The sequence below is a fragment of the Nostoc sp. genome, from assembly GCF_036917155.1.
Classification (GTDB): domain Bacteria; phylum Cyanobacteriota; class Cyanobacteriia; order Cyanobacteriales; family Nostocaceae; genus Nostoc.
Window position 1 is genome coordinate 1 of record NZ_JBALDZ010000013.1, and the last position, 18,621, is coordinate 18,621.

Annotated in this window: 21 protein-coding genes; 4 read left to right on the forward strand and 17 right to left on the reverse strand. The window is 49.5% G+C overall.

The features are described 5' to 3' along the window. Window positions 1-71 precede the first annotated feature (71 nt). From V7K67_RS01580 to V7K67_RS01620, 9 genes are all read right to left on the reverse strand, one after another. A complete protein-coding gene (locus tag V7K67_RS01580; RefSeq protein ID WP_335164979.1) occupies window positions 72-227 on the reverse strand; it encodes a hypothetical protein in 156 nt (51 codons plus the stop codon). Window positions 228-253: 26 nt separating this feature from the next. Further along, window positions 254-580 (reverse strand): hypothetical protein, encoded by a 327-nt coding sequence (locus V7K67_RS01585; RefSeq protein WP_335164981.1) that lies wholly within the window; start codon window positions 578-580, stop codon window positions 254-256. Further along, window positions 580-1,089, reverse strand: coding sequence for a phage baseplate assembly protein V (locus V7K67_RS01590; protein WP_334729679.1), 510 nt, complete (start codon window positions 1,087-1,089; stop codon window positions 580-582). Before V7K67_RS01590 ends, V7K67_RS01585 begins: the two co-directional genes overlap by 1 nt. Further along, window positions 1,086-2,219 (reverse strand): phage late control D family protein, encoded by a 1,134-nt coding sequence (locus V7K67_RS01595; RefSeq protein WP_335164983.1) that lies wholly within the window; start codon window positions 2,217-2,219, stop codon window positions 1,086-1,088. Before V7K67_RS01595 ends, V7K67_RS01590 begins: the two co-directional genes overlap by 4 nt. A gap of 3 nt (window positions 2,220-2,222) precedes the next feature. Further along, window positions 2,223-2,498, reverse strand: a complete 276-nt coding sequence (locus V7K67_RS01600) for a hypothetical protein (protein ID WP_334729677.1) — start codon at window positions 2,496-2,498, stop codon at window positions 2,223-2,225. Window positions 2,499-2,519: 21 nt separating this feature from the next. Then, window positions 2,520-3,260 (reverse strand): hypothetical protein, encoded by a 741-nt coding sequence (locus V7K67_RS01605; protein WP_334729676.1) that lies wholly within the window; start codon window positions 3,258-3,260, stop codon window positions 2,520-2,522. A 12-nt stretch (window positions 3,261-3,272) separates the two neighbouring features. Then, window positions 3,273-3,515: a hypothetical protein gene (locus tag V7K67_RS01610; RefSeq protein WP_335164985.1), complete on the reverse strand. Its 243-nt coding sequence runs from the start codon at window positions 3,513-3,515 to the stop codon at window positions 3,273-3,275. A 66-nt stretch (window positions 3,516-3,581) separates the two neighbouring features. Continuing rightward, window positions 3,582-4,031 carry a hypothetical protein gene (locus V7K67_RS01615; protein WP_335164987.1) on the reverse strand — a complete coding sequence of 150 codons (450 nt, stop codon included), beginning with the start codon at window positions 4,029-4,031 and terminating at the stop codon, window positions 3,582-3,584. A gap of 11 nt (window positions 4,032-4,042) precedes the next feature. After that, the gene (locus V7K67_RS01620; RefSeq protein WP_335164989.1) at window positions 4,043-6,541 is read right to left on the reverse strand and encodes an eCIS core domain-containing protein; all 2,499 of its coding nucleotides are present in this window, start codon (window positions 6,539-6,541) and stop codon (window positions 4,043-4,045) included. 187 nt (window positions 6,542-6,728) lie between these two features. On the opposite strand from V7K67_RS01620, the gene V7K67_RS01625 reads away from it, so the two are divergent. The 4 genes from V7K67_RS01625 to V7K67_RS01640 all read left to right on the forward strand — a co-directional run bounded on the left by V7K67_RS01625 (window position 6,729) and on the right by V7K67_RS01640 (window position 8,650). Continuing rightward, the gene (locus V7K67_RS01625) at window positions 6,729-7,046 is read left to right on the forward strand and encodes an AbrB/MazE/SpoVT family DNA-binding domain-containing protein (RefSeq protein ID WP_335164991.1); all 318 of its coding nucleotides are present in this window, start codon (window positions 6,729-6,731) and stop codon (window positions 7,044-7,046) included. After that, a complete protein-coding gene (locus tag V7K67_RS01630; RefSeq protein WP_334729672.1) occupies window positions 7,039-7,416 on the forward strand; it encodes a type II toxin-antitoxin system death-on-curing family toxin in 378 nt (125 codons plus the stop codon). Before V7K67_RS01625 ends, V7K67_RS01630 begins: the two co-directional genes overlap by 8 nt. 557 nt (window positions 7,417-7,973) lie before the next feature. Then, entirely contained in the window at window positions 7,974-8,321 is a 348-nt protein-coding gene (locus V7K67_RS01635) for a hypothetical protein (protein WP_334729671.1), read from the forward strand. Continuing rightward, window positions 8,318-8,650, forward strand: coding sequence for an HNH endonuclease (locus V7K67_RS01640; protein ID WP_334729670.1), 333 nt, complete (start codon window positions 8,318-8,320; stop codon window positions 8,648-8,650). The genes V7K67_RS01635 and V7K67_RS01640 overlap by 4 nt, the downstream gene beginning before the upstream one ends. 384 nt (window positions 8,651-9,034) lie before the next feature. Here V7K67_RS01640 and V7K67_RS01645 read toward each other — a convergent pair whose 3' ends face one another. From V7K67_RS01645 to V7K67_RS01680, 8 genes are all read right to left on the reverse strand, one after another. Further along, complete coding sequence (locus V7K67_RS01645) at window positions 9,035-11,146, reverse strand: ATP-binding protein (protein ID WP_335164994.1); 2,112 nt, start codon at window positions 11,144-11,146, stop codon at window positions 9,035-9,037. Then, window positions 11,125-12,459, reverse strand: a complete 1,335-nt coding sequence (locus tag V7K67_RS01650; RefSeq protein WP_442943735.1) for a DUF4255 domain-containing protein — start codon at window positions 12,457-12,459, stop codon at window positions 11,125-11,127. Before V7K67_RS01650 ends, V7K67_RS01645 begins: the two co-directional genes overlap by 22 nt. Window positions 12,460-12,472: 13 nt before the next feature. Next, complete coding sequence (locus V7K67_RS01655; protein WP_335164998.1) at window positions 12,473-13,567, reverse strand: hypothetical protein; 1,095 nt, start codon at window positions 13,565-13,567, stop codon at window positions 12,473-12,475. Window position 13,568: 1 nt separating this feature from the next. Next, complete coding sequence (locus V7K67_RS01660) at window positions 13,569-14,360, reverse strand: T4 family baseplate hub assembly chaperone (RefSeq protein WP_335165000.1); 792 nt, start codon at window positions 14,358-14,360, stop codon at window positions 13,569-13,571. 5 nt (window positions 14,361-14,365) lie between these two features. Further along, window positions 14,366-14,887 carry a phage tail protein gene (locus tag V7K67_RS01665; protein WP_334729665.1) on the reverse strand — a complete coding sequence of 174 codons (522 nt, stop codon included), beginning with the start codon at window positions 14,885-14,887 and terminating at the stop codon, window positions 14,366-14,368. An 11-nt stretch (window positions 14,888-14,898) separates the two neighbouring features. Further along, on the reverse strand, window positions 14,899-16,524 hold the full coding sequence (locus tag V7K67_RS01670) for a phage tail sheath family protein (RefSeq protein ID WP_335165002.1): 1,626 nt from the start codon (window positions 16,522-16,524) through the stop codon (window positions 14,899-14,901). 128 nt (window positions 16,525-16,652) lie between these two features. After that, window positions 16,653-18,374: a phage tail sheath family protein gene (locus V7K67_RS01675; RefSeq protein ID WP_335165004.1), complete on the reverse strand. Its 1,722-nt coding sequence runs from the start codon at window positions 18,372-18,374 to the stop codon at window positions 16,653-16,655. Continuing rightward, window positions 18,371-18,553, reverse strand: a complete 183-nt coding sequence (locus tag V7K67_RS01680) for a hypothetical protein (protein ID WP_334729662.1) — start codon at window positions 18,551-18,553, stop codon at window positions 18,371-18,373. The genes V7K67_RS01675 and V7K67_RS01680 overlap by 4 nt, the downstream gene beginning before the upstream one ends. Window positions 18,554-18,621 lie beyond the last annotated feature (68 nt).

Genomic DNA, 18,621 nt, shown 5'->3' on the forward strand with positions numbered 1-18,621 from the left:
ATTTATATTACTATGGCTTGGGGTTCTGGTGGCTATGCTTTTTTTCTGCTGATAACTATAAACAAAATTAATTATTCGTTTGTTCGCGTAAGATATACGCGTTCTCCTGGTGCCGTCAGTAACACCTGGCGAATCATTTGCTCGACGTGAGCTTCATAACTTGTCTGCGCCGCCTGACCAGACACGGCATCAATTCGGAATGGAAAGGCATAGTCATGTCGATTCATGGGTTTGCTCCTCTAAGTAGTCCTAGCTAAAATCCCGAAACCTGGGATTGGGTATAGTTAATCAAGACAGATCCCTGCACGGCTAGATCCCCTGCCACACAGAGTCCAACGCTCTCTTCAGTCAGCGTGAAGTCACTCATTACCTGGGATTTCAGCGCTGGTTGCACCCACTGCACTTGCACACAGGGATGCGGGATTGTGGGGGTAAAGACACAGCCCACGATGCTAAAGGTATCGGAAGACCTAAGGATATAGCCATCTGTGGTTTTGACCTTAGTGTTAGTCGTAATTGCCTGAACCATACCACCGTGGGGACACATCATGATGCTAGAAGTTGTGAGCAGTCCTGCCATTACATCACCTCCAAGGAACCATCGTTGATATTGACTTCGCTATCACTGATCTGGATGTTTTGACTGCCCCGTTCTAGGGTGATACCTGAAGATTCCAAGGTAATTGTGTTGTTGTTTGCATCAGTAATTGTGATTGTTCCGGCATTGTCATCCAACAGAACTTTGTGCTTGGCTTGGGTGACGATGACTTTCACCGCAGGCGCGGCATCAGAGGGCTGTTCACCAGATCGCCAGTAACACCCCGTCCAGATAGGATAGGACACATCACCGCCCTCAAATTCAATCCACACCCCCGCGCCTTCTTCGGGCAGAAATGCCAACCCAACCTGAGGACCAGCATAGGGGACACAGGGCATACACCAGCCCGTTTTTTGTTGCCCTAAGACAGCAGGCACTTTGGCTTTGATCCGTAAGGTGCCTGGATCAATATCTGTTACCGTCCCCCGGTATTTGCCATAGAAACGGTTGCGTACCCGTTCCAGCAGTTCCAACATCATTTGATCGTTCATAAAGGCAATCCTCCCAAGACTCCACTGCTACTGGATGGCGTTGCTCCCATAGCATTGCGTACCAACACGAATTTCATTTTGTGAGCATCGGCGGTGATACTATGACGTACTGTCCAAACGTAGTACTTGCCAGAATTGAGACTGCCAACCCCTTCAATCTGTACCACAGTGCCAACCCGCAGGATGGCATTGAGTCTGGCGACATCGGCTTCGCCTTCACAGCGGACAAACCAGCCCGCTTCGCGCAGCAGGGATTGGGCGCGGAACGTTAACTCCCCGGCATCATCCACTGGAGTTGTGAGGATGACCGTCATGGGTTTGCCCGCAAAAGCCGCTAGATTCTGGGCATCCAGCGGCTTTAAGCCGGAATCGCCTGTGTCAGCACTGAAACCATCCTCATCACTATCAGTAAACGATGCTTGACTGGCTTTTACAGCACTGGGTCGGGTGATATCCCAGTCGAAATCGAGGGCATTCACTGTCCACTTTTCTGGGTCGTTGAGGGTAAGGGTGATAATTGCATCACCATCCAGATTGGGTTTAATAAAGTAGCCAGTGCGCTGTCCCGGTTGATTGGTGCAGGCAACGCGACAAAATTTCCCGTTGCGACGAGCTAAGTTACGCAAAAATTGGATATCGGAAGCCCGTTGCATCAAACTATGCCCATCTTCTGTGTGGGAGGGTGAGTCATCGTTGGTATTGTCGGTTGAGGGGGTGATACCATAAGTGCTGAAAATGCTATTGGCCACACTGGCATCAGTGATATCCACCCATTCCTTGACCTGTTCTTCCAGGTTCATCAGCCAAGAAGCATCCTGCCCCCATACCTGTAGGGTGGCATTGGTAGTACCTGTTTCCAGGTGTAATTTATGGGAAAGGACATAGCCATCAAAGATGCATTCAGCCGATTTATTGTCAGGGATGACGACAACAGCCAGATTTGCCAGAGGTTTGAGGCGAGCGTCATTCACAAAAGTCAGGTCGCCATCGCCTGAATGGCTAACAGGTAAATTGAGTTGGATTGCACCAGGCAGGTCAATGTTTTCCTCCACTTCCAGGGTGGACAGCGTATTGTAGAAGTTGTCATCCGCTGCTGTACCATTGAAAAATAGCCGGAAGGTGCTAGCCATGACTCAACTCCCCTTGGCAGGAATGCCAATTAAGTTGTGGGCTGCCAAGGCATCGGGAACTACGGCATTATTCCCATCGCAGAGTTGCCAGAAGGCAGTGGCATCTTTCAGGTAGTTATTGGCAATCAAATCTAGGCGCTGCCCTTCCAGGCGGCGGTGGTACCCCAGGAGTGGTTGGTTAGACGGTAGGGGAACTTTCGTGACGGTGATCAGGGTGCCATTGGGTCTGGTCAATTGGTAGGTACCTACTTTTTCGTAGCGACTGCCGGGAAAGAACATGCTTATAACCTCCTTTAAGCTTTATACGGGTAACATCCCGATAATGGATTCTGTAGCATTGGCGAGATTGGCGAGGGCCAGCGCCTGACGTAGTCCTTGGGAGTAGGTATAGGCTGTTTTGGCGATCTCGTTGAGCGGGTCTTGTCCAGAAATCGCGTTTAGTTCTTCCAGAGTCAGTACCCGCAGTCCTAGTTGGGCTTCGGCGTGAATGGGATTTAATGAGGTGTCATAGAGCTTTTCAGTAATCGTCAGGCTTGTGATGCGGACGGGTACAATTCGTCCCGGACCCCAGACAAATAGTACAGTAGGTACCTGGGACTGGGGGACACTGCGACTGGCGGCGGTTGTACTGACAGAAACCCCAACTGATACACCACCCGCTCCCACATTGACTGAAGCAGACACAGATACCGAGCCGAGCAACCCACCACCAAAAGCATTGGTTGGGTAGAGGAGCATCTCCAGAGCCGCCAGTCGTGAGTAAACGCCGCTCGCCTGGGCAAGGCTGGCGGTGACGGCGCTACCATCGGCAATGGTATCGTTGGCATCCATCATAATTGTGAATGAAAACGACTCACCGGGCACATTTTTAACTGCCAGGGGATTGGTGATGGCTTGTTCTTTTCCACTGGATGTCTCTGCCTGTGTCCATGTATGGATCATGGTTTCGGGGTTGTACTGGAACAGAATCACGTTGGGTAGAGGCACCAGAAACGTGGGCATGAATTCGACTAAGGCACCTTTGATGAATTTTCCTGCCATTATTACTCCTTATTATCCCAGGGTTTGATTGAGTTGCCGCAAGATACTTGTTACAATTTGTTCTGCCAACCAATCTATGCTGGCGTTGGGGCGAGTGGGAATTGTTACTTGAAGGGCAGCAAGATCACTGGGTTCGTGGTTAGGAAGATCGCTACTGGCAAGCCTTTGGGTAATGATCTGTGCTAGGCGTTGTCCTTCCGTTTCTGAGAGTCCGGAGAGTTTGAGGGTCAGGCGATCGATGGTTAGATTTGTCATGTCATTTGCGGTTTGAAAAGTAGTTTTAGGTGATTGGATCTTGTGCTTCTACTAGAAGATATACGATTAGGTTGACGATACAAGATTGAGTATCTGATGGGCTATATTCCTCCACCACCATACATATTCATTCTCAGTGATAGTTAAATGATGAGTCACTAGATTTGCAATATCTAAACCAGGACAATATCTAAATTCTATCTCTACTCTTGTCCTATCAGAAGTTGCTGTAAAGGATAACAAGCCGTCATTGAGAAAGCTTCCATGCTCATAAGGCTTTTGTGATGTAAGAAGCTTTTCAAGATAGAAATAATCGTCAATTAAGAACTTAGCATCTTCCTCAACCCACAAAGAAATTCCATCACTAAACTGATCTACCAATGCCCCCTTCAATAGAATGGTTTGATATCCTATACTTAATAGTTGATTCATAACTTCACGTGAGCTTAACCCATTGAAGCCTTGAATTACTTGAGGCTCAAGATTAGTCTTTAACTCAGCCGTTTGAGCATACATACAATTGATCTTTAAGGGTTTGAAGAAGACAGGGTTGGAGCAGGCGTATTATAAGCTGGATTGTCTGGACCAATTGGGAATGAATGAATTCCATCAGGTTTTCGGATAACAATAGCCCTGTTAGCAGGTTCACGTTCAAATCTCTGACTTCTTGGAATACCTCTGTCAGGATATTCATTGTAAGTTCGCACAACCTCTCCAGCCTCGTCAGGAATGGGTATAGAATAAGGCGTACCTGGCTTCATATTATTCACATCTAGATTTGCATCTGCAACTGCTTTTTCTCCTGCCTCTCGTGTGAGCCATCTGCCTTGCGGTTTCCCGTCCTTCCATGCCCTTGCCACTACATCTTCTATTGGACGCTCTGGGCCATGTGGGCCTGTCGTGACATCCTCAACTCGAATTTGTGGAGTGTTTGCTTTTGGTTCCTCGGTATGCCCTTCCGTCTCCTCACTGACAAGATTTCCATCCTTGTCGAAGACTGCACACGCCGTGCAACGTTTGATTCGGTCACCATTCGGAGTCTCCTCGATCTCGTGCCCGTTGGGCAATTTGCGCTTGATTGTAAAGGGCGGGTCGTCAATTGCTTCTGCGTTGCCACGGTCTGCTATTTTACGTTCTGTATTAATTTCTTCGGGAGATAATGTATTACTTGGTTTGTTTGCAGTCCTCTCAAGTAAGGCTTCTTCTTTGGGCGTTTCGGATGTTTCTTCCGCTTTAGGCTTGATTTCAACTTCGCCGGACGGTGCTTTTTCCGGCTCAACTTCGCCTGACCCGTGAAAAAGCAGCTTCATGAGTAAGTCAATACCAAGGATTCCTAAAGCATCTGCGAGCGCTGCGCCCGCTTTATCGATCGCTTTCTTATCCTGAGCATTGATCGCTGTATCGAAGAACTCAACGAGATCTTCGATAGCTTTAACTACTAATGGTCCAATCAGATATGCCTCAAGCCCGATGATTGCCAAGTCCGCCCCCCATCCTGCTGGCGTGGCCTGGAGCGCGGCGAAAACTTCCGTCCATATGGCAAACTCAAGTAACGCTTCCGGTTGCAGCAATGCGTTGACTTGGTCGCCAAACTTCTCAGGAGCTTGGATGAGCGCGCTCTTGACTGCCGCTATTAACTTGTGGATCTTATCCATCTGCGCGATTGCCTGGTCATTCGTCTGCGAGTCGTCGGTGGACGCTGATCTTGGGGCGGGCGCTGCCCTCTGACTAAACTCATAGTGACCTTTGGCATAACCCTTGTTATAGTCGGTGAGAGCGTCTCCGTACCGAGGTCCCACCTGCGATTCTCCACCATTCAGACCGTCCTGGTAACCTTGCTTATAACTGTCGGAAGTAGGTCCGGGCGCTGGGGTTTCAGTCTGCCCCGAAATAGCTGGGGCTGGAGTTGGCGCTTGATCCGGAGTAGCTGGGGCTGGAGTTGCCGACGACCGAGTGAACTCATAGTGACCTTTGGCATAACCCTCGTTATAGTCGGTGAGAGCGTCTCCGTACCGAGGTCCCACCTGTGATTCTCCACCATTCAGACCGTCCTGGTAACCTTGCTTATAACTGTCGGAATCGGCATCACGTTGTATGATAAATGATCCGAAAAGTGCCCCACTCTGGTGCTGCTGAACCACATGGGTCAATTCGTGGGCAGTCAAATCATTCATCCCCAGCGACTTGCCTGCCCCAAAGTAAATGTCTTGTTTGTGGGTAAAGGCTTTAGCATTTAACTCTCGGTTCATCTGCACGGCTTCGCCGCCCCTATGCACCCGCACCTGACTAAAATCAGCACCAAACCGTGGTTCCATGAACGATCGCACGTCATTGGGCAGGGGGCTACCGCTGCCACTATTGTTCAACCGACTTTCCAAGTTATGACCCGTTTCCAGACTATTATTTTTTTTTGCCCCTTGTAGCGCAGGCTTAGTCTGAATCGATTCTTCCTCTTCTTTCTCTTTTTCCTCTTCTTCTGGCATCGCTTCTCGTTGCAGGAGCTGCGTAATGGAGGTTGCTAGCAATTTGGTCTGGATGCCGTCTTGTTTATCATCCCCTGCTATTCGCTGCACAGATGAAGCAGTAGGGTCGGGCATCGTCATTACTTGCTCGGCAACTCGATCTGCTTCCTGCTCATAGCGATCGCCAGGTTCATTAATCGTAAGCTTAGTTTGAATGCTTCCCGGCACAGCCATCTCACCATCTTCCTGGCATTCAGCACAACTTCCTGATGAACCCGCCGCATTCCCACAGGCACATTTCCACTGCAAGATGCCACCCCTACTTAAGGGAGAAGTGGTTACAGGTGTTTGTGCTGACGATTTATCCATCATTCGTAACATTGCCTGATTCCCATACGTCTTATGCAAGGCTTTCAGGTTTTTATGTTGTTGGAATGATTGAGTTTGGCGCGATCCTATCAACCCTGGTAAGTAGGTAGGCTGTTCCTGCTCTGGCAAGTGTTCGGCAGTTTTGGAACTTGCCTCAGCTTTGGTTTTGCGATCGTTAGTGGAAGCTTGTAGCATAGCTTTTTCCTTAGTACTGGCAATTCATTGGCTTAAAAGTAATTCTTTCCATAACTAGTGACGCTAACTGTTGTCATTGGTATTCTGAGATTTCAGAGAGTTGGAAAAGGAGAAATCGCTGTTTCGATTTGTCATTGTCATTTAGTTTGTAGTTGATGAATTGGTTTTAATTGTTGGGTCTCAGGCTTTGACCCAACCTACAAGATTGGCGATCGCGCTGAAGTACGGCATAATGCTCTCCGGTGTAGCTACACTGGTAATAACATTTGGTGAATTTACGATGCAGATTAAGCTCCGAAAAATTGGCAACTCCCTTGGCACTACATTTCCTAAGGAGGTTTTAGATAAATTTAGTCTTGGAGAAGGGGACATACTCACGTTGATGGTGATGGAGGATGGCATTAAGCTGATGGTCTATGACCCAAATTTTGAACAGGTGATGGAAGTTTACAAGCAAGGTGCATCGCAATACCGAAATGCGCTGAGACAGCTTGCAGGTGGCTGAACCCAGATGGCTTACGGAGGAGATGGTGCAAGCGATTCATGATGATCAGATTGCGACTCATGGGGGTGCCTACGGTTTGCGAGATGCGGGTTTGCTGGCAAGTGCGATGGCGCGTGCGCGTAACCGATATGTTTACGAAGGTGCAGATATGCACCAACTTGCGGCGGCCTATGGCTATGGCATTGTCAAAAATCATGCTTTTGTGGATGGTAATAAGCGGACTGCGTTTCTGGCGATGTATGTGTTTCTCAAGATACATGGATTTGAGCTAAAGGCACCGGAACCTGAGGTTGTTTTGCTGATGCAAGCGCTTGCGTCGGATGAGGTATCAGAAGTGGAGTTGGTCGATTGGTTGAAACAATATAGTTAAGTGATTGGCACGATCGCCCTCTCTTCCCCATTGCGATCGCCGTTTTCCTTCCATGATTGCTCAACGCTGTCGCTGTTCTAACCCAACCACCAGGAGAGTTCCAATGTTGGGTCTTGGGTTGCGCGACCCAATCTAAGGGCGATCGCCGATCGCGAAGTGCGGCATAGCCATCTCCCTGTGACCAAGCCCCTTCGGGGCGGGAACAGGGAAGAGGGAACAGGGAACAGTGCAAGAATTAGCCCCGAAGATTTAGGGTACAAGCCCCTAAATTTATTTATGAAAGAAATAAAAACATTTTTTAAGGGGACGCGTAGCGCAAGAAAAAATACGTCCTTGTACAAATCCCCTAATTTTAATTATGGGGATTTCCCTGTTCCCTGTTGCCCGTTCCCTGTTCCCTTTTAAAAGTGTTGTCTCTCTGGTTGGAAAAGTCCAGAGGGTTTGAGAGTGAGGGTGAGGCGATCAATGGTTAGGTTTGTCATCTTTGGCTCCTCGATAGACTTAAGTTCGATAAACTTGGTGAGTTAGGATTGATCTAGACACGTTAGTCAGAGAGCATGATGTCTGAGCAGATGCGTTACATCACCAATGAACAGGGAGAGCGAATCGGTGTCTTGTTGGATTTGGAGACATACCATTGGTTAACCCATGCAGCGGGTGTGGATACAGACTGTCTGATTGGGTTGAACCGGGCTGAGTTGCAGGCACTTGCCGAAAGTATGGTGGCTCCTGCTGCCCAGACGCGACTGGATGAATTACTAGCTCGCCATACCGAAACCAAACTTGGCGAAGCTGAATTAGCTGAACTGGATTGTCTGTTAGCCCAGGTTGACCATTTGACGCTGCTTAAAACCCGTGCCAGATATACTTTGCAATCTCTAGAAAACCTGTCCCAAGCCTCGTGAACACCTATATTTCCGTCAAGTTGCAACGGCAGATTCGGGATCGCTTTGCCAATTGTTGTGCCTACTGCCGCACGGCTGAAGCCTTGACAGTCACAACGTTTGAGTTTGAGCACATCACTCCACGATCGGCTGGTGGTGAAACAGTCCTGGAAAATCTTTGTTTGTCCTGTCCGTCGTGCAATCGGTACAAAGCCCAGCGGCAGCAGGCATCCGATCCAAACACGGAAGAAGTTGTTTCCTTGTTTCATCCCCAGTTTCAGGTGTGGAGCGAGCATTTTGCCTGGAGTGAGGAGAGGACAGAAATCATTGGACTCACACCTGTCGGTTGAGCCACCATTGCGGCTCTGAAAATGAATCGCCCTCAAGTAACTCGTGTGCGGCGGATGTGGGTCAAAATGGGAGAGCATCCACCCAAGTTGGAGTGACAGCTTAATGCTCTCTGAGAGTCCAGAGAGTTTTAAGGTGAGGCGCTGGGTGTTTAGGTTTGTCATATTGTTTAGTTTGTAGTTTACGAAAAAGATAAGGTTCAAAGCCGTACTTCGTCCCGCTACGCTAACGCCCGCAAGTGGCGCGATAGCTCCCTTGCTCCCTAGCTTCCTTGGTTGAAGCCCCACCCGCAAGTGGCGTGGTTTTTCTCCTCTGCTCCCCTGCTCCCCTGCTCCCCTGCTCCCCTGCTCCCCTGCTCCTTACCCCTCTGAATCGATATCATTAGTCTAACCCTCCCATTCCCCTGCCCGGATGACGATCCCGTGTTTCGCCATCTCCCGTTGCGCCGCATGAAAAAGATGCTGCATGGTGATGCGTGTCCCACTGGCCTGCGCCAGAAACGCCGCTCCCAATGCCGCCCCCTTAATATCCGCTCCCGTCATATTGAGTTGCTTTGCCAGCCGTTGCCAATCCAGATTTTCCAGTAACGCCTCACCCCCAGGCGATCGCTCCAGCAAAGCCAATTTCCAGATTTTCAACCGCTCCGTCGGTCCCGGCTGGATAAAATCCACAATGAAGCGTAGCCGCCTAATAAACGCCTGATCCATATCCCCCTTGCGGTTCGTTGCCAGAATCGCAATCCCATCAAACTGCTCCATCCGCTGGAGCAAATAGTCAATCTCAATATTGGCAAAGCGATCGTGGGCATCCTTTACCTGTGTCCGCTGCCCAAACAAGGCATCCGCTTCATCAAAAAACAACACCACATTAGCCCGTTCACAGGCATCAAACACCCGCTTTAACCGCTTTTCCGTCTCCCCAATGTACTTATTCACCACCCCTGCCAGATCCACCCGATACAGTTCCATGCCTAGCGATCGCGCCAACACCTGCGCCGCCATCGTTTTCCCCGTGCCACTCGGTCCGGCAAACATGGCCGTAATCCCCCGCCCCACGGGACACAGCCGCTCAAAGCCCCACTCCTCATACACCTGCCAGCGCAACCGCGCCTGCTGTTCCAGTTCTTCCAGATGTTGGCGGATGGCAGATGGCAGCACAATATCCTCCCAGGTGTAAGGACAGATCAGCAGATTAAACAATTCCCCCGGCTCGTGGTGTACCATCTGCTGACAGACCGCCACTACCGCAGCCGTGCCCGCCCGCGCTGCCCGTGCCGCCTCAGTGATTTCACCGGGAGTCAACACCCAGTTTAGCACCGGATCGGGCACTGGACTACTGTTGGTTAACTGCTGCCACAACTCAAGCCGCTGCTTGCGGGTCAGCGATGGCAACGACACCACCCGCCGCAGTGCGCCATTGTGCCGCTGTCCCAAGGGTGCAGTCGCGCCGAAGATTGTCAACTGACTGGTATCCCTGAGCGATCGCCAGACTTTGGGATTAGTATCCTCTACCCGATGCCAGTAGGGAATGCTGCGATTCAAGCGAGCCGATCGCAGGACTCGCAGCACCCGTTCCGCCGCCAGCGCCAGCGACACTTCCGCCCCCAGGAGCAGGCTGCTATCGGCCACCAGCAGGCTCACACCCAGAGAGCCACACACCTGCGCCGCCAGCGTCCGCTTCCCAGCCCCCTCTGGTGCAATGAGTTCCAGTTCCAGGGCAGTAAAGGAGGGTAGAGCCTCTGGGTGATCGGGGGGCGTGTGGGCGATCGCCACGATAAACTCCCGCATCGCTGCCAGTTCAGCCGGATACAGGCAGGTCTGACCAGTCCCTGGGGTTGCCGGAATCCACTGGACGGCCGTGCCCAGCATGGGATCGAGCTGCTGTCCCTGCACCAGCCAGCCCACAATATAGGGGTCGGCAACCCAGGCAGAGGCGATCGACCCGTGCTGTTGCCCCTCAGCAGGAACCGCTAACCGCCAGCGCAGCAACCCCGACTCTGGTTCGGGAACACTGGCAGCGTTCCACTGAAACAGCAGGGAGGCTAACCAGGGCGTGGCATACCCCATCGTGGCATCGTCATGGAGATAGCCATAAACTCGCCGCAACAAGGGATCAACTTCCACTGCGATCGCCAGCAATAACAGGTCACTTTCCCAATCAGATAACCCAAACAGTTGCCGCAAACCTTGCCAGTTTTGGTCATGCGCCAATTGCTCCTCAGCAACTTGAAGCTGCTGCGTCATCTCTTGAGCACTGCGATCGCTCTGGTAGAAAGCCGCCTCTGCTTCTGCCATCACCGGGGGTGGGGTCAAGATGCGATCAACTTCCGTAGCAGAAATCGCAAGAGACTGTTTGGCGATCGCGATGTCCTCTGACCATAGAGTTTGTAGCCACAGGACTCGCCGTTGGGCACGCAGGCGAACACTCGCCAGAAAGTCTGTCGTTGCTTGCTGTCCCTGTAACGCCTCAGATGCAATCATGATGTTTTCACCACCCATTTCGCCGGTGGAGACTCCACCTGATTAACGCGAACCCGAACCCCATATCGCCCATTGGGTAGATTCCCTGGCAATTGAAAACTGATGGCATTACTGCTAGTGAATGTAAACTGTCCTGGTGTCAGCGCGATCGTCTCCAGCAAAACTTCCACTGTTCCTGGACTAAAGCCAATGCCGTTAATCGTATAAGTGCCGCCAACCGGGCTTAATAGAGGGCCACCCGTGGGATCGACCCAAGCGGCAACACTGAAGGGTGTTGCGTTTGAGCGAATAGCGTTAGGGTCTCCTGAAGGGAGATTATTTCCCACCCGCAACTGATAAACACCTGCTACAGGGGCACCAGTCGTGGGTAGTACTAAGGTAAAACGGGAATCTGTTTGTACAGGCGCTGCTGGGGATGGTGGATTTGTTGGAGTTGCCCAGGCTGTCACATCCTGTTCGGTGCCATCTGGTAATAAAAGATAGAGTCGGTTAGAACTATTCTGATTCAACCCTGCCCCGTAAAGTAGAAAGCTTTGTCCTGGAGCAACTACAGCGGGTAACAGATCATAGCTTCGATGGTCAGGTTGCGATGGCGTGTTATTTGGTCCAATATAGTTAACTTTGATATAGGTTCCAATCACCTGTCCTGCGGCGGCAAATGGTAAAGATGCAGGACTGACCGCTAAATTCACTGTCTGTACCTGCTTTGCCAGTGGTGGTGGGAGCTTGGGTTCGATGAAAATAACACTCACTTTATAAATTAAGGATAGCCGGAGTGAAGAAGTAATGGCTTGCCAAAGTCGCCCTGCTTCTAAGACACTTTCTACCTCCATTGTCAGGCAGAATTCTTCGACCCGATTATCAATGGGTACAGTTGACCTGACGATGGGATTTTCGTGAAAGCATTTCAACGCGATGCTCATTGCCTGCTGCTCTTGGATATAGGAACCTTTGGCGTAAGCAGTGAGCAGGTAATAAAGATCCAGGCTTAAAGGTTGATACGGAATCGGCGGTACGCGCGTTGTCGTTTTAGTGGGATCGGTAACAGGAGGAGTTGTCCACGGTCCTGTTACAGGCGAATTCCGTTGAAACGAATCCTGCACGACGTGAAACAGGTAGAGATTCAGTTGGCATCCCGTCAAACTCCGAATTTCGTCAGGGGGTAAGCCTGTTACATTAATATCAAATCGTTGACCAGGATTGATGCCCGTAGGAGTGCCATCGGGTGGAGTTGTTTCTTCGCTCCAAAGTTGAGAGCTTTGCACGCTCGCATTTAGTAGACTGATTAGACGGTCAGTAACAATAGAGAGATCTAGTAATCCCAGTGGCATCTCTTTCCTCCTTTCAACTCTGGCGTAAACCAAAGGCAGATATAAAACCACGCGACAGTATGGGGGCTGATCCTGATTTCGCCGCAACGGACACAACCCTAATGGGTACTGGTGGAGGCGGTGTCGGAGGGGGTACGATGTGAACCTCGATCGCGCCAATGTGAACTGTCGAAGGCTGGGGCAGTTCTGCTGTCCGCATTGGCATGGATCGCTGAGACAGAAACTCGGTCATTGCATCTGTGTGTGTCTGTTGGCTAGGACGACCAGGTTCCAGCACGGTTTGCAATGATTGGACAGATCGGGGAGAGGTTTCTGAGGTAACCGGAAAAAAAGGTTGCACAGAGGGAGTCAATCTAGTAATCGGGGATGGCTGTTTTGGCTGGGGTGGCAACTGAGACTCTGAAGCAGTTGCCTCAAAAGGTTCAACAGTTGTTTGGAAACTGGGTGGACTGGTCGGTGTTGGGGGCATCAGTATTGGCTGCGCCATCTCTAAACGATCGCTGGATATTGGATGAGCGATTGTCGAATTTTCCGAAACAGTCCGGTTGAGAGTACCAGCATCTCTCTGTTCTGGGATTTGTTGTAATAACGGTGGTGGTGGGGTAGGCGATGGTTCCGCATCCCAAGTTGGGGACTGGAGAGTGATGGGATTGAGTGTGACTGGCTCAATCCGGATCTCTGTCCCTGGCTGGTTGGCTGTAACAGTCTCTGTCTGTTGCAGTGGTGGTTGGGATAGTTGGGGGATCTGTTGTAATAACGGTGGTGGTGGGGTAGGCGATGGTTCTCCATCCCAGGTTGAGGATTGGAGACTAAGGGGATTGAGTGTGGCTGGCTCAGTCCTGGTCTCTGTAGCTAGTGGAGTGGTGATCACAGGCAATGGCGGGGTTTGCCGAACAGCCACCTGGGGGAGGTCAGCGGATTGGGGCAATCGCTCCGCTGCTGCTCCATTACTCAAAGGTGTTTCACCCTCCCCTGCCACAGCCTGATTCAGATCTCCCTGAGGAAACGGCAATCGAGGGGGAGTTAGCATCGGCAGTCCACCACCAGGGCGATCGCTCCCAGGACGAATACGATGAGCGATCTGTTTCAGGTAAGAAAATTGCACCATCTTAAGCTGTCCTCTTTGTCTGTCGCAGCCGCTCGGCATATTGCAGCCGCCGCTGACGGGGTAGTGCCAAAATAGCTGATTCTGACCACTGATAGTACATGGCTAACAGGTGAATTTCTTCGTAGATAAACGCTGCTTGATTGCGGAGTTCTCGCAATGTAAATTGTTGCGGGTCAAAGAAAATTTCGACCATCGCTCCGCATTCCGAGCATTGCCCCTGGAGATTCTGAGCCAGATTGGGTGCCAACGTTTCCATTGCCTCCTCAATTTGCTGGAGTTGTTCTGAGGTAATCTCAGCTGGTTGGAGACATCGGCGGATCAATTCCTGATCGGGGTGAGGATGATGGGCGATCGCCACCTGATCGGCAACGGTAGGTAACCGGAACAACACTGGTATGTCTTGCAAGCGGAACCATCCTGATTCTTCAGCCGCTTCTACACCTCGAACCTGACTTGGTAAGTAGTTGGCAAGATACTCACTCACCTGGAAAGAGACCTCAATAGGTGCACCACAGTTACTCGCAGGGCAAGTCGCATCGGCCCGCAGGCGATCGCCAAAGACTGACTGGCGGGTATATAGGAGCAATGTATCCAGGTCGGTGATTGAAAGCGTATTCCAGCCAACCTCGTTCCCATCAGCAGCTTGTGCGATCGCAGTCAGCAGCGCCAATGCCAACTGGGTATCCAGGTTAGTCGCCTCCAGCAAGAGAAGATCCTCAACCCCTGTTGGTTGGCGTAGAAACACCTCTAACCCACTGACTGGCAGGCGTAGAGCCTGTTCATTCCGGCGCATTGGACTTACCCTGCCTGATTCTGATTGGGTTCTGTCACACTCAAATCCCGTTCCCATCCTTCATGTACTAGCTTGATATGCTCGATCGCCACAGCGTTTCCACCAGCATCCAGATCGGGTAATGCTTGATATTCTGATACCCAGCAACGGTAAACCTTATAGACGAAAGCCTGTTGACCCTGCTCGTTGAGCAGCGCAATTCTAATGTCTTGACGCAGAGCAGTTAAAGATTGGTTGGGGTGACCAGCATCCAGTACTTGAGCAGCATTAGCCCAGTCTTCAAAAGCGCTGTCATGGGTAATGCCCCGCTCCAGTGTAATCGCGTCGTATTTCAGCCGCCCCAATCCCTGCAAAATAATCATGTTACCCGCTTCCTTGTATTCAATGACATCAGCAGTGCGTTTCATACCACCAGTCATCTTACTCATCAAGGCAACGGGTGTCGTGGAAGTTCCAAAGTAGATTTGGAAGCGATACGCTTTATAAGGGTCAAAGCGATTGATATTAACGGTGAAGGGTTTACTCATGGAACTCTCTCCTATGACTGTACTTGACCAGCAAGTTGTGCGATCTTGACAATGACGAATTCAGCGGGTTTGAGTGGCGCAAAAGCAACGATGATATTCACAATGCCGTTGTTTTGGTCATCTGAAGTAGTCGTTGAACTATCGCACTTGACCTGGAATGCTTGACTTGGGGTCGAACCCTGAAGCGCACCTTGTTTAAATAACGACAACATAAAGTTCCCAATGCTGAGACGAATGGCAGCCCATAAAGGTTCATCGTTCGGCTCAAACACGACCCAACCGAGATTTCGCAAGAGTGTTTGCTCAATGAACAAAGCCATGCGCCGGACTGGCACGTATTTCCATTGTTGGTAAGCTGGGTTTGCAGACACCAGTGTTCTAGCACCGTAAACGACAGTTCCAATGCCAGGGAAAGTTCGCAAGCAATCAACTCCCGCTAAATTCAGGACTCCTTGTCTAGGATCGTTCATACGACCTGAATCTACGACACCAGTTGTATTATTAATTGTTGTCTCTAGCCCAGCAGGTGCTTTCCATACACCACGGTTAAGGTCAGTACGCGCATAAATACCTGCGACAGAACCACTGGGTGGCAACGTAATCGGTTGACCTGTTATCGGATCTGTTGAATTGATGTAAGGAAAGTAGAGAGCGCCATTAGTACTTGGGGAAACACGACTCAAATAGTTAGTAATTGAACCGTCTGCAGGTTGAGAAGTAATAGGAGGATCTAGAATTAGAAATGCTTGTTTACGTTCACAAAAAGCAAGTGCCTCACTGATAATTCCTGAATCGACGATGCCTGGTAGAACCAGCAAATTAAAGATTGGCAATTTATCTAAATCGCTATCTTGATCAAAAATTGCGGGAGCAGTTGGAGTTCCCAGCGTAAAATCCGCTGGGTTAAACACTGACCAGCTAGGATCAGGGATAGTCTGATAGACAAGTTTTTGTCCTGCTGCTGGTGTAGCTGTAAAGGCTGTTCCGTAGTTAGGCGGCTGACCTTGCGTCGGCGGTGCTAGCGGCGTTACTTTAACTAATGATGAGATACGGTTAGTAGCTGTACCATTGATGCGATTCTCGATAAAGTTCCGGTTGTCGGCTTGATTGAATGTAACTGTCACACCTCGATATGTCTCTATCTGTGAGCCATAGATAATGGTAATATCAGCTATGGCTGAGTTACTGGCATTGGGAACTACTATCACTGTTAAATCAACGGTGTCTGTCGGTTGTAACGCTGTAAAAACAATACTGCCAATCGTTGCTGTTACTGCGCTTACCTTTCCGTGAGGCGTAGGTGGGGAGGTAGTGAGGTCATAATAGGTGGCTGGAAGCCCTATGACATAAGCATCCGAACCCCCATTCAGAAAAAATTGGTTGACCGCATTAGCAACGCTTGCAAAATTAGCCTTTGAAGTACCGCTGTCAAACGCATTACTGGTAAAAAAGCCGCCAAATTCTCGTTCATAGTCAGTAAAGCTAAAAATTTCGACAGCCTTGCCAGGATTAAGAGTTAGAAATGGATGAGTATAGCCCACAAAAACAGCAATGGATGTGGGGGCTGCTGTAATTGTGTGAGTGCTACTGGGTAACTCTTGAATATAAATCCCAGGATAGGATGGTGTTACTGGCATTCATTTGTCTCCAATTTCAAAGAAATTTCAAGTGTAAGGATGCAATAGCTTGTGGAAATCCTTGTCATCAAGTTAGTGCAGTTATTAACTAAGTGAAGCAGCATTTTTGTCGCCGCCAGGATTCTCTCCTATGACTGCACTTGACCGGCGAGTTGTTTAATCTTGATAATGATGAATTCCGCAGGTGTGAGTGGTGCAAAGGCGACAATAATGTTCACAATGCCATTGTTTTGGTCATCTGAAGTAGTTGTTGAACTATCGCACTTGACCTGGAATGCTTGACTCGGGGTCGAGCCTTGAAGAGCACCTTGATTAAATAACGACAGCATAAAGTTACTAATACTGAGTCGAATGGCAGCCCACAAAGGTTCGTCGTTCGGCTCAAACACGACCCAACCAAGGTTCCGGTAGAGAGTCTGCTCGATGAATAAAGCCATGCGCCGGACTGGGACATATTTCCACTGCTGGAAGGGTGTTTCAGTTGGTTGATCATAGCCGACTAGTGTTCGTGCTCCATAAACTACAGTGCCAACGCCAGGAAAGGTTCGTAAACAATTAATCCCCGCCAGGTTGAGGACTCCCTGCTGAGAATCTGTCAAGCGACCATCGTCTCTCACGCCAGTTACATTCGTGGTGATGGTTTCTAAGCCTGCGGGTGCCTTCCAAACACCACGGTTCCGGTCAGTACTCGCATAAATACCTGCAACTGTACCACTGGGTGGCAATGTAAATGGTATGGGAAGACCTGTTGCTGGATCATTAGCAATACTCGATTGACCTGTTACGGGATCGATCGATTTTACATAGGGAAAGTAGAGAGCACCATTGGTGCTTTGAGGAATAGGGTTGGGTGCATCTGAATTGGGATTTACCTTGTCATAATAAATTGAAGAAGAGGCAAGGGAGCAGGAGTCAGGGGTCATTTCCCCCCGCTCCCTGCCCCCTTTCCCCTGCCTCTTCGTTGAACCTGGTAGCTGTCCATTAGCTATATCAGCAAATGGTGGATCCATGATTAAAAATGCTTGCTTACGTTCGCAAAAGGCCAGTGCCTCACTAAGGATCGAATTACCTGAATTGCTAGCAACACCAGGGAGAACCAGTAAGTTAAAAATGGGCAATTTATCTAACTCACTATCCTGCTGTAAAGCAGATATAAAATCATCTTGCGAAAAAATTTCCGTACTGTCGGGAGGATATACAGACAAACTCTGTGGTCCCTGAGTACCTATAAACTTAGAATAAGTCTGATCATTTGGAAGCATAACTAGCGCAGAGATAGGATTTGTTTCGCTTCCAATCCGATTAACAATGTAATTCTGTTTGTCAGTGCTATCAAGATTGACTTTTGGATATGTTTCTATCTGGTTCCCATAAGTGATAGTGATGTCAGCAGTATCGTTATTCTTGTGAATGCTCTGAACATTTGTGATTGATACCATTATCGGAATTTTATCCGTTGGCTCTCGTCCTATAAATTTAATCCTAATGGTTTTATTGGCATCAGTTATAACGGTACAAGGAGGATCAACACTTGCAAGCGCTTTGGATGAAAGACCGATGACAAATGCATCTGAACCGCCATTAAGAAAAAATTGGTTAACTGCACAAGCAATGCTTGCAAACTTATCCTTGCCTTTGTCAAACGCCGTACTGGTAAAGAAACCACCAAATTCTCGTTCATAGTCAGTAAAGCTAAACAATTCCACAGCCTTACCAGGATTAGTTGTTTTTAATGGGTGGGTATAACCAATAAAAACCGTAATAGAAGTCGGTGCCGCAGTAATTGTATAAGTATTGCTTAACAGATCTTGAATATAAATCCCCGGATAGGACTGTGCTACTGTTGTCATTTGTTCACCCTGCTAGCAACCATTAAAAGCTCCTTGGCAAACCGATGAATCACCGTCACCCGGTCTTGCAGTAGCGCGTTTAACTCAGCTAATGAAACCGTTTTAGCACTACCTCGCACAGCAACGTGACGAATGTTACAGGATAGTTGGATGGAAATCAACTCGGATGGAAATGTCATACTCAACTTCTCTCCCGTATACTCTGGCAACATCTAGAAACCTACTGATTGGCTAGTCGAACTAGAGC

Coding starts and splice junctions, on each gene's coding strand:
- V7K67_RS01645 (WP_335164994.1), bottom strand. CDS start 11,146: ATGGGTGGTGAAAACATCATGATTGCATCTGAGGCGTTACAGGGACAG.
- V7K67_RS01665 (WP_334729665.1), bottom strand. CDS start 14,887: ATGAGTAAACCCTTCACCGTTAATATCAATCGCTTTGACCCTTATAAA.
- V7K67_RS01600 (WP_334729677.1), bottom strand. CDS start 2,498: ATGTTCTTTCCCGGCAGTCGCTACGAAAAAGTAGGTACCTACCAATTG.
- V7K67_RS01620 (WP_335164989.1), bottom strand. CDS start 6,541: ATGCTACAAGCTTCCACTAACGATCGCAAAACCAAAGCTGAGGCAAGT.
- V7K67_RS01635 (WP_334729671.1), top strand. CDS start 7,974: ATGATGTCTGAGCAGATGCGTTACATCACCAATGAACAGGGAGAGCGA.
- V7K67_RS01580 (WP_335164979.1), bottom strand. CDS start 227: ATGAATCGACATGACTATGCCTTTCCATTCCGAATTGATGCCGTGTCT.
- V7K67_RS01590 (WP_334729679.1), bottom strand. CDS start 1,089: ATGAACGATCAAATGATGTTGGAACTGCTGGAACGGGTACGCAACCGT.
- V7K67_RS01660 (WP_335165000.1), bottom strand. CDS start 14,360: ATGCGCCGGAATGAACAGGCTCTACGCCTGCCAGTCAGTGGGTTAGAG.
- V7K67_RS01680 (WP_334729662.1), bottom strand. CDS start 18,553: ATGACATTTCCATCCGAGTTGATTTCCATCCAACTATCCTGTAACATT.
- V7K67_RS01605 (WP_334729676.1), bottom strand. CDS start 3,260: ATGGCAGGAAAATTCATCAAAGGTGCCTTAGTCGAATTCATGCCCACG.
- V7K67_RS01595 (WP_335164983.1), bottom strand. CDS start 2,219: ATGGCTAGCACCTTCCGGCTATTTTTCAATGGTACAGCAGCGGATGAC.
- V7K67_RS01675 (WP_335165004.1), bottom strand. CDS start 18,374: ATGACAACAGTAGCACAGTCCTATCCGGGGATTTATATTCAAGATCTG.
- V7K67_RS01610 (WP_335164985.1), bottom strand. CDS start 3,515: ATGACAAATCTAACCATCGATCGCCTGACCCTCAAACTCTCCGGACTC.
- V7K67_RS01650 (WP_442943735.1), bottom strand. CDS start 12,459: ATGCCACTGGGATTACTAGATCTCTCTATTGTTACTGACCGTCTAATC.
- V7K67_RS01615 (WP_335164987.1), bottom strand. CDS start 4,031: ATGTATGCTCAAACGGCTGAGTTAAAGACTAATCTTGAGCCTCAAGTA.
- V7K67_RS01585 (WP_335164981.1), bottom strand. CDS start 580: ATGGCAGGACTGCTCACAACTTCTAGCATCATGATGTGTCCCCACGGT.
- V7K67_RS01655 (WP_335164998.1), bottom strand. CDS start 13,567: ATGGTGCAATTTTCTTACCTGAAACAGATCGCTCATCGTATTCGTCCT.
- V7K67_RS01670 (WP_335165002.1), bottom strand. CDS start 16,524: ATGCCAGTAACACCATCCTATCCTGGGATTTATATTCAAGAGTTACCC.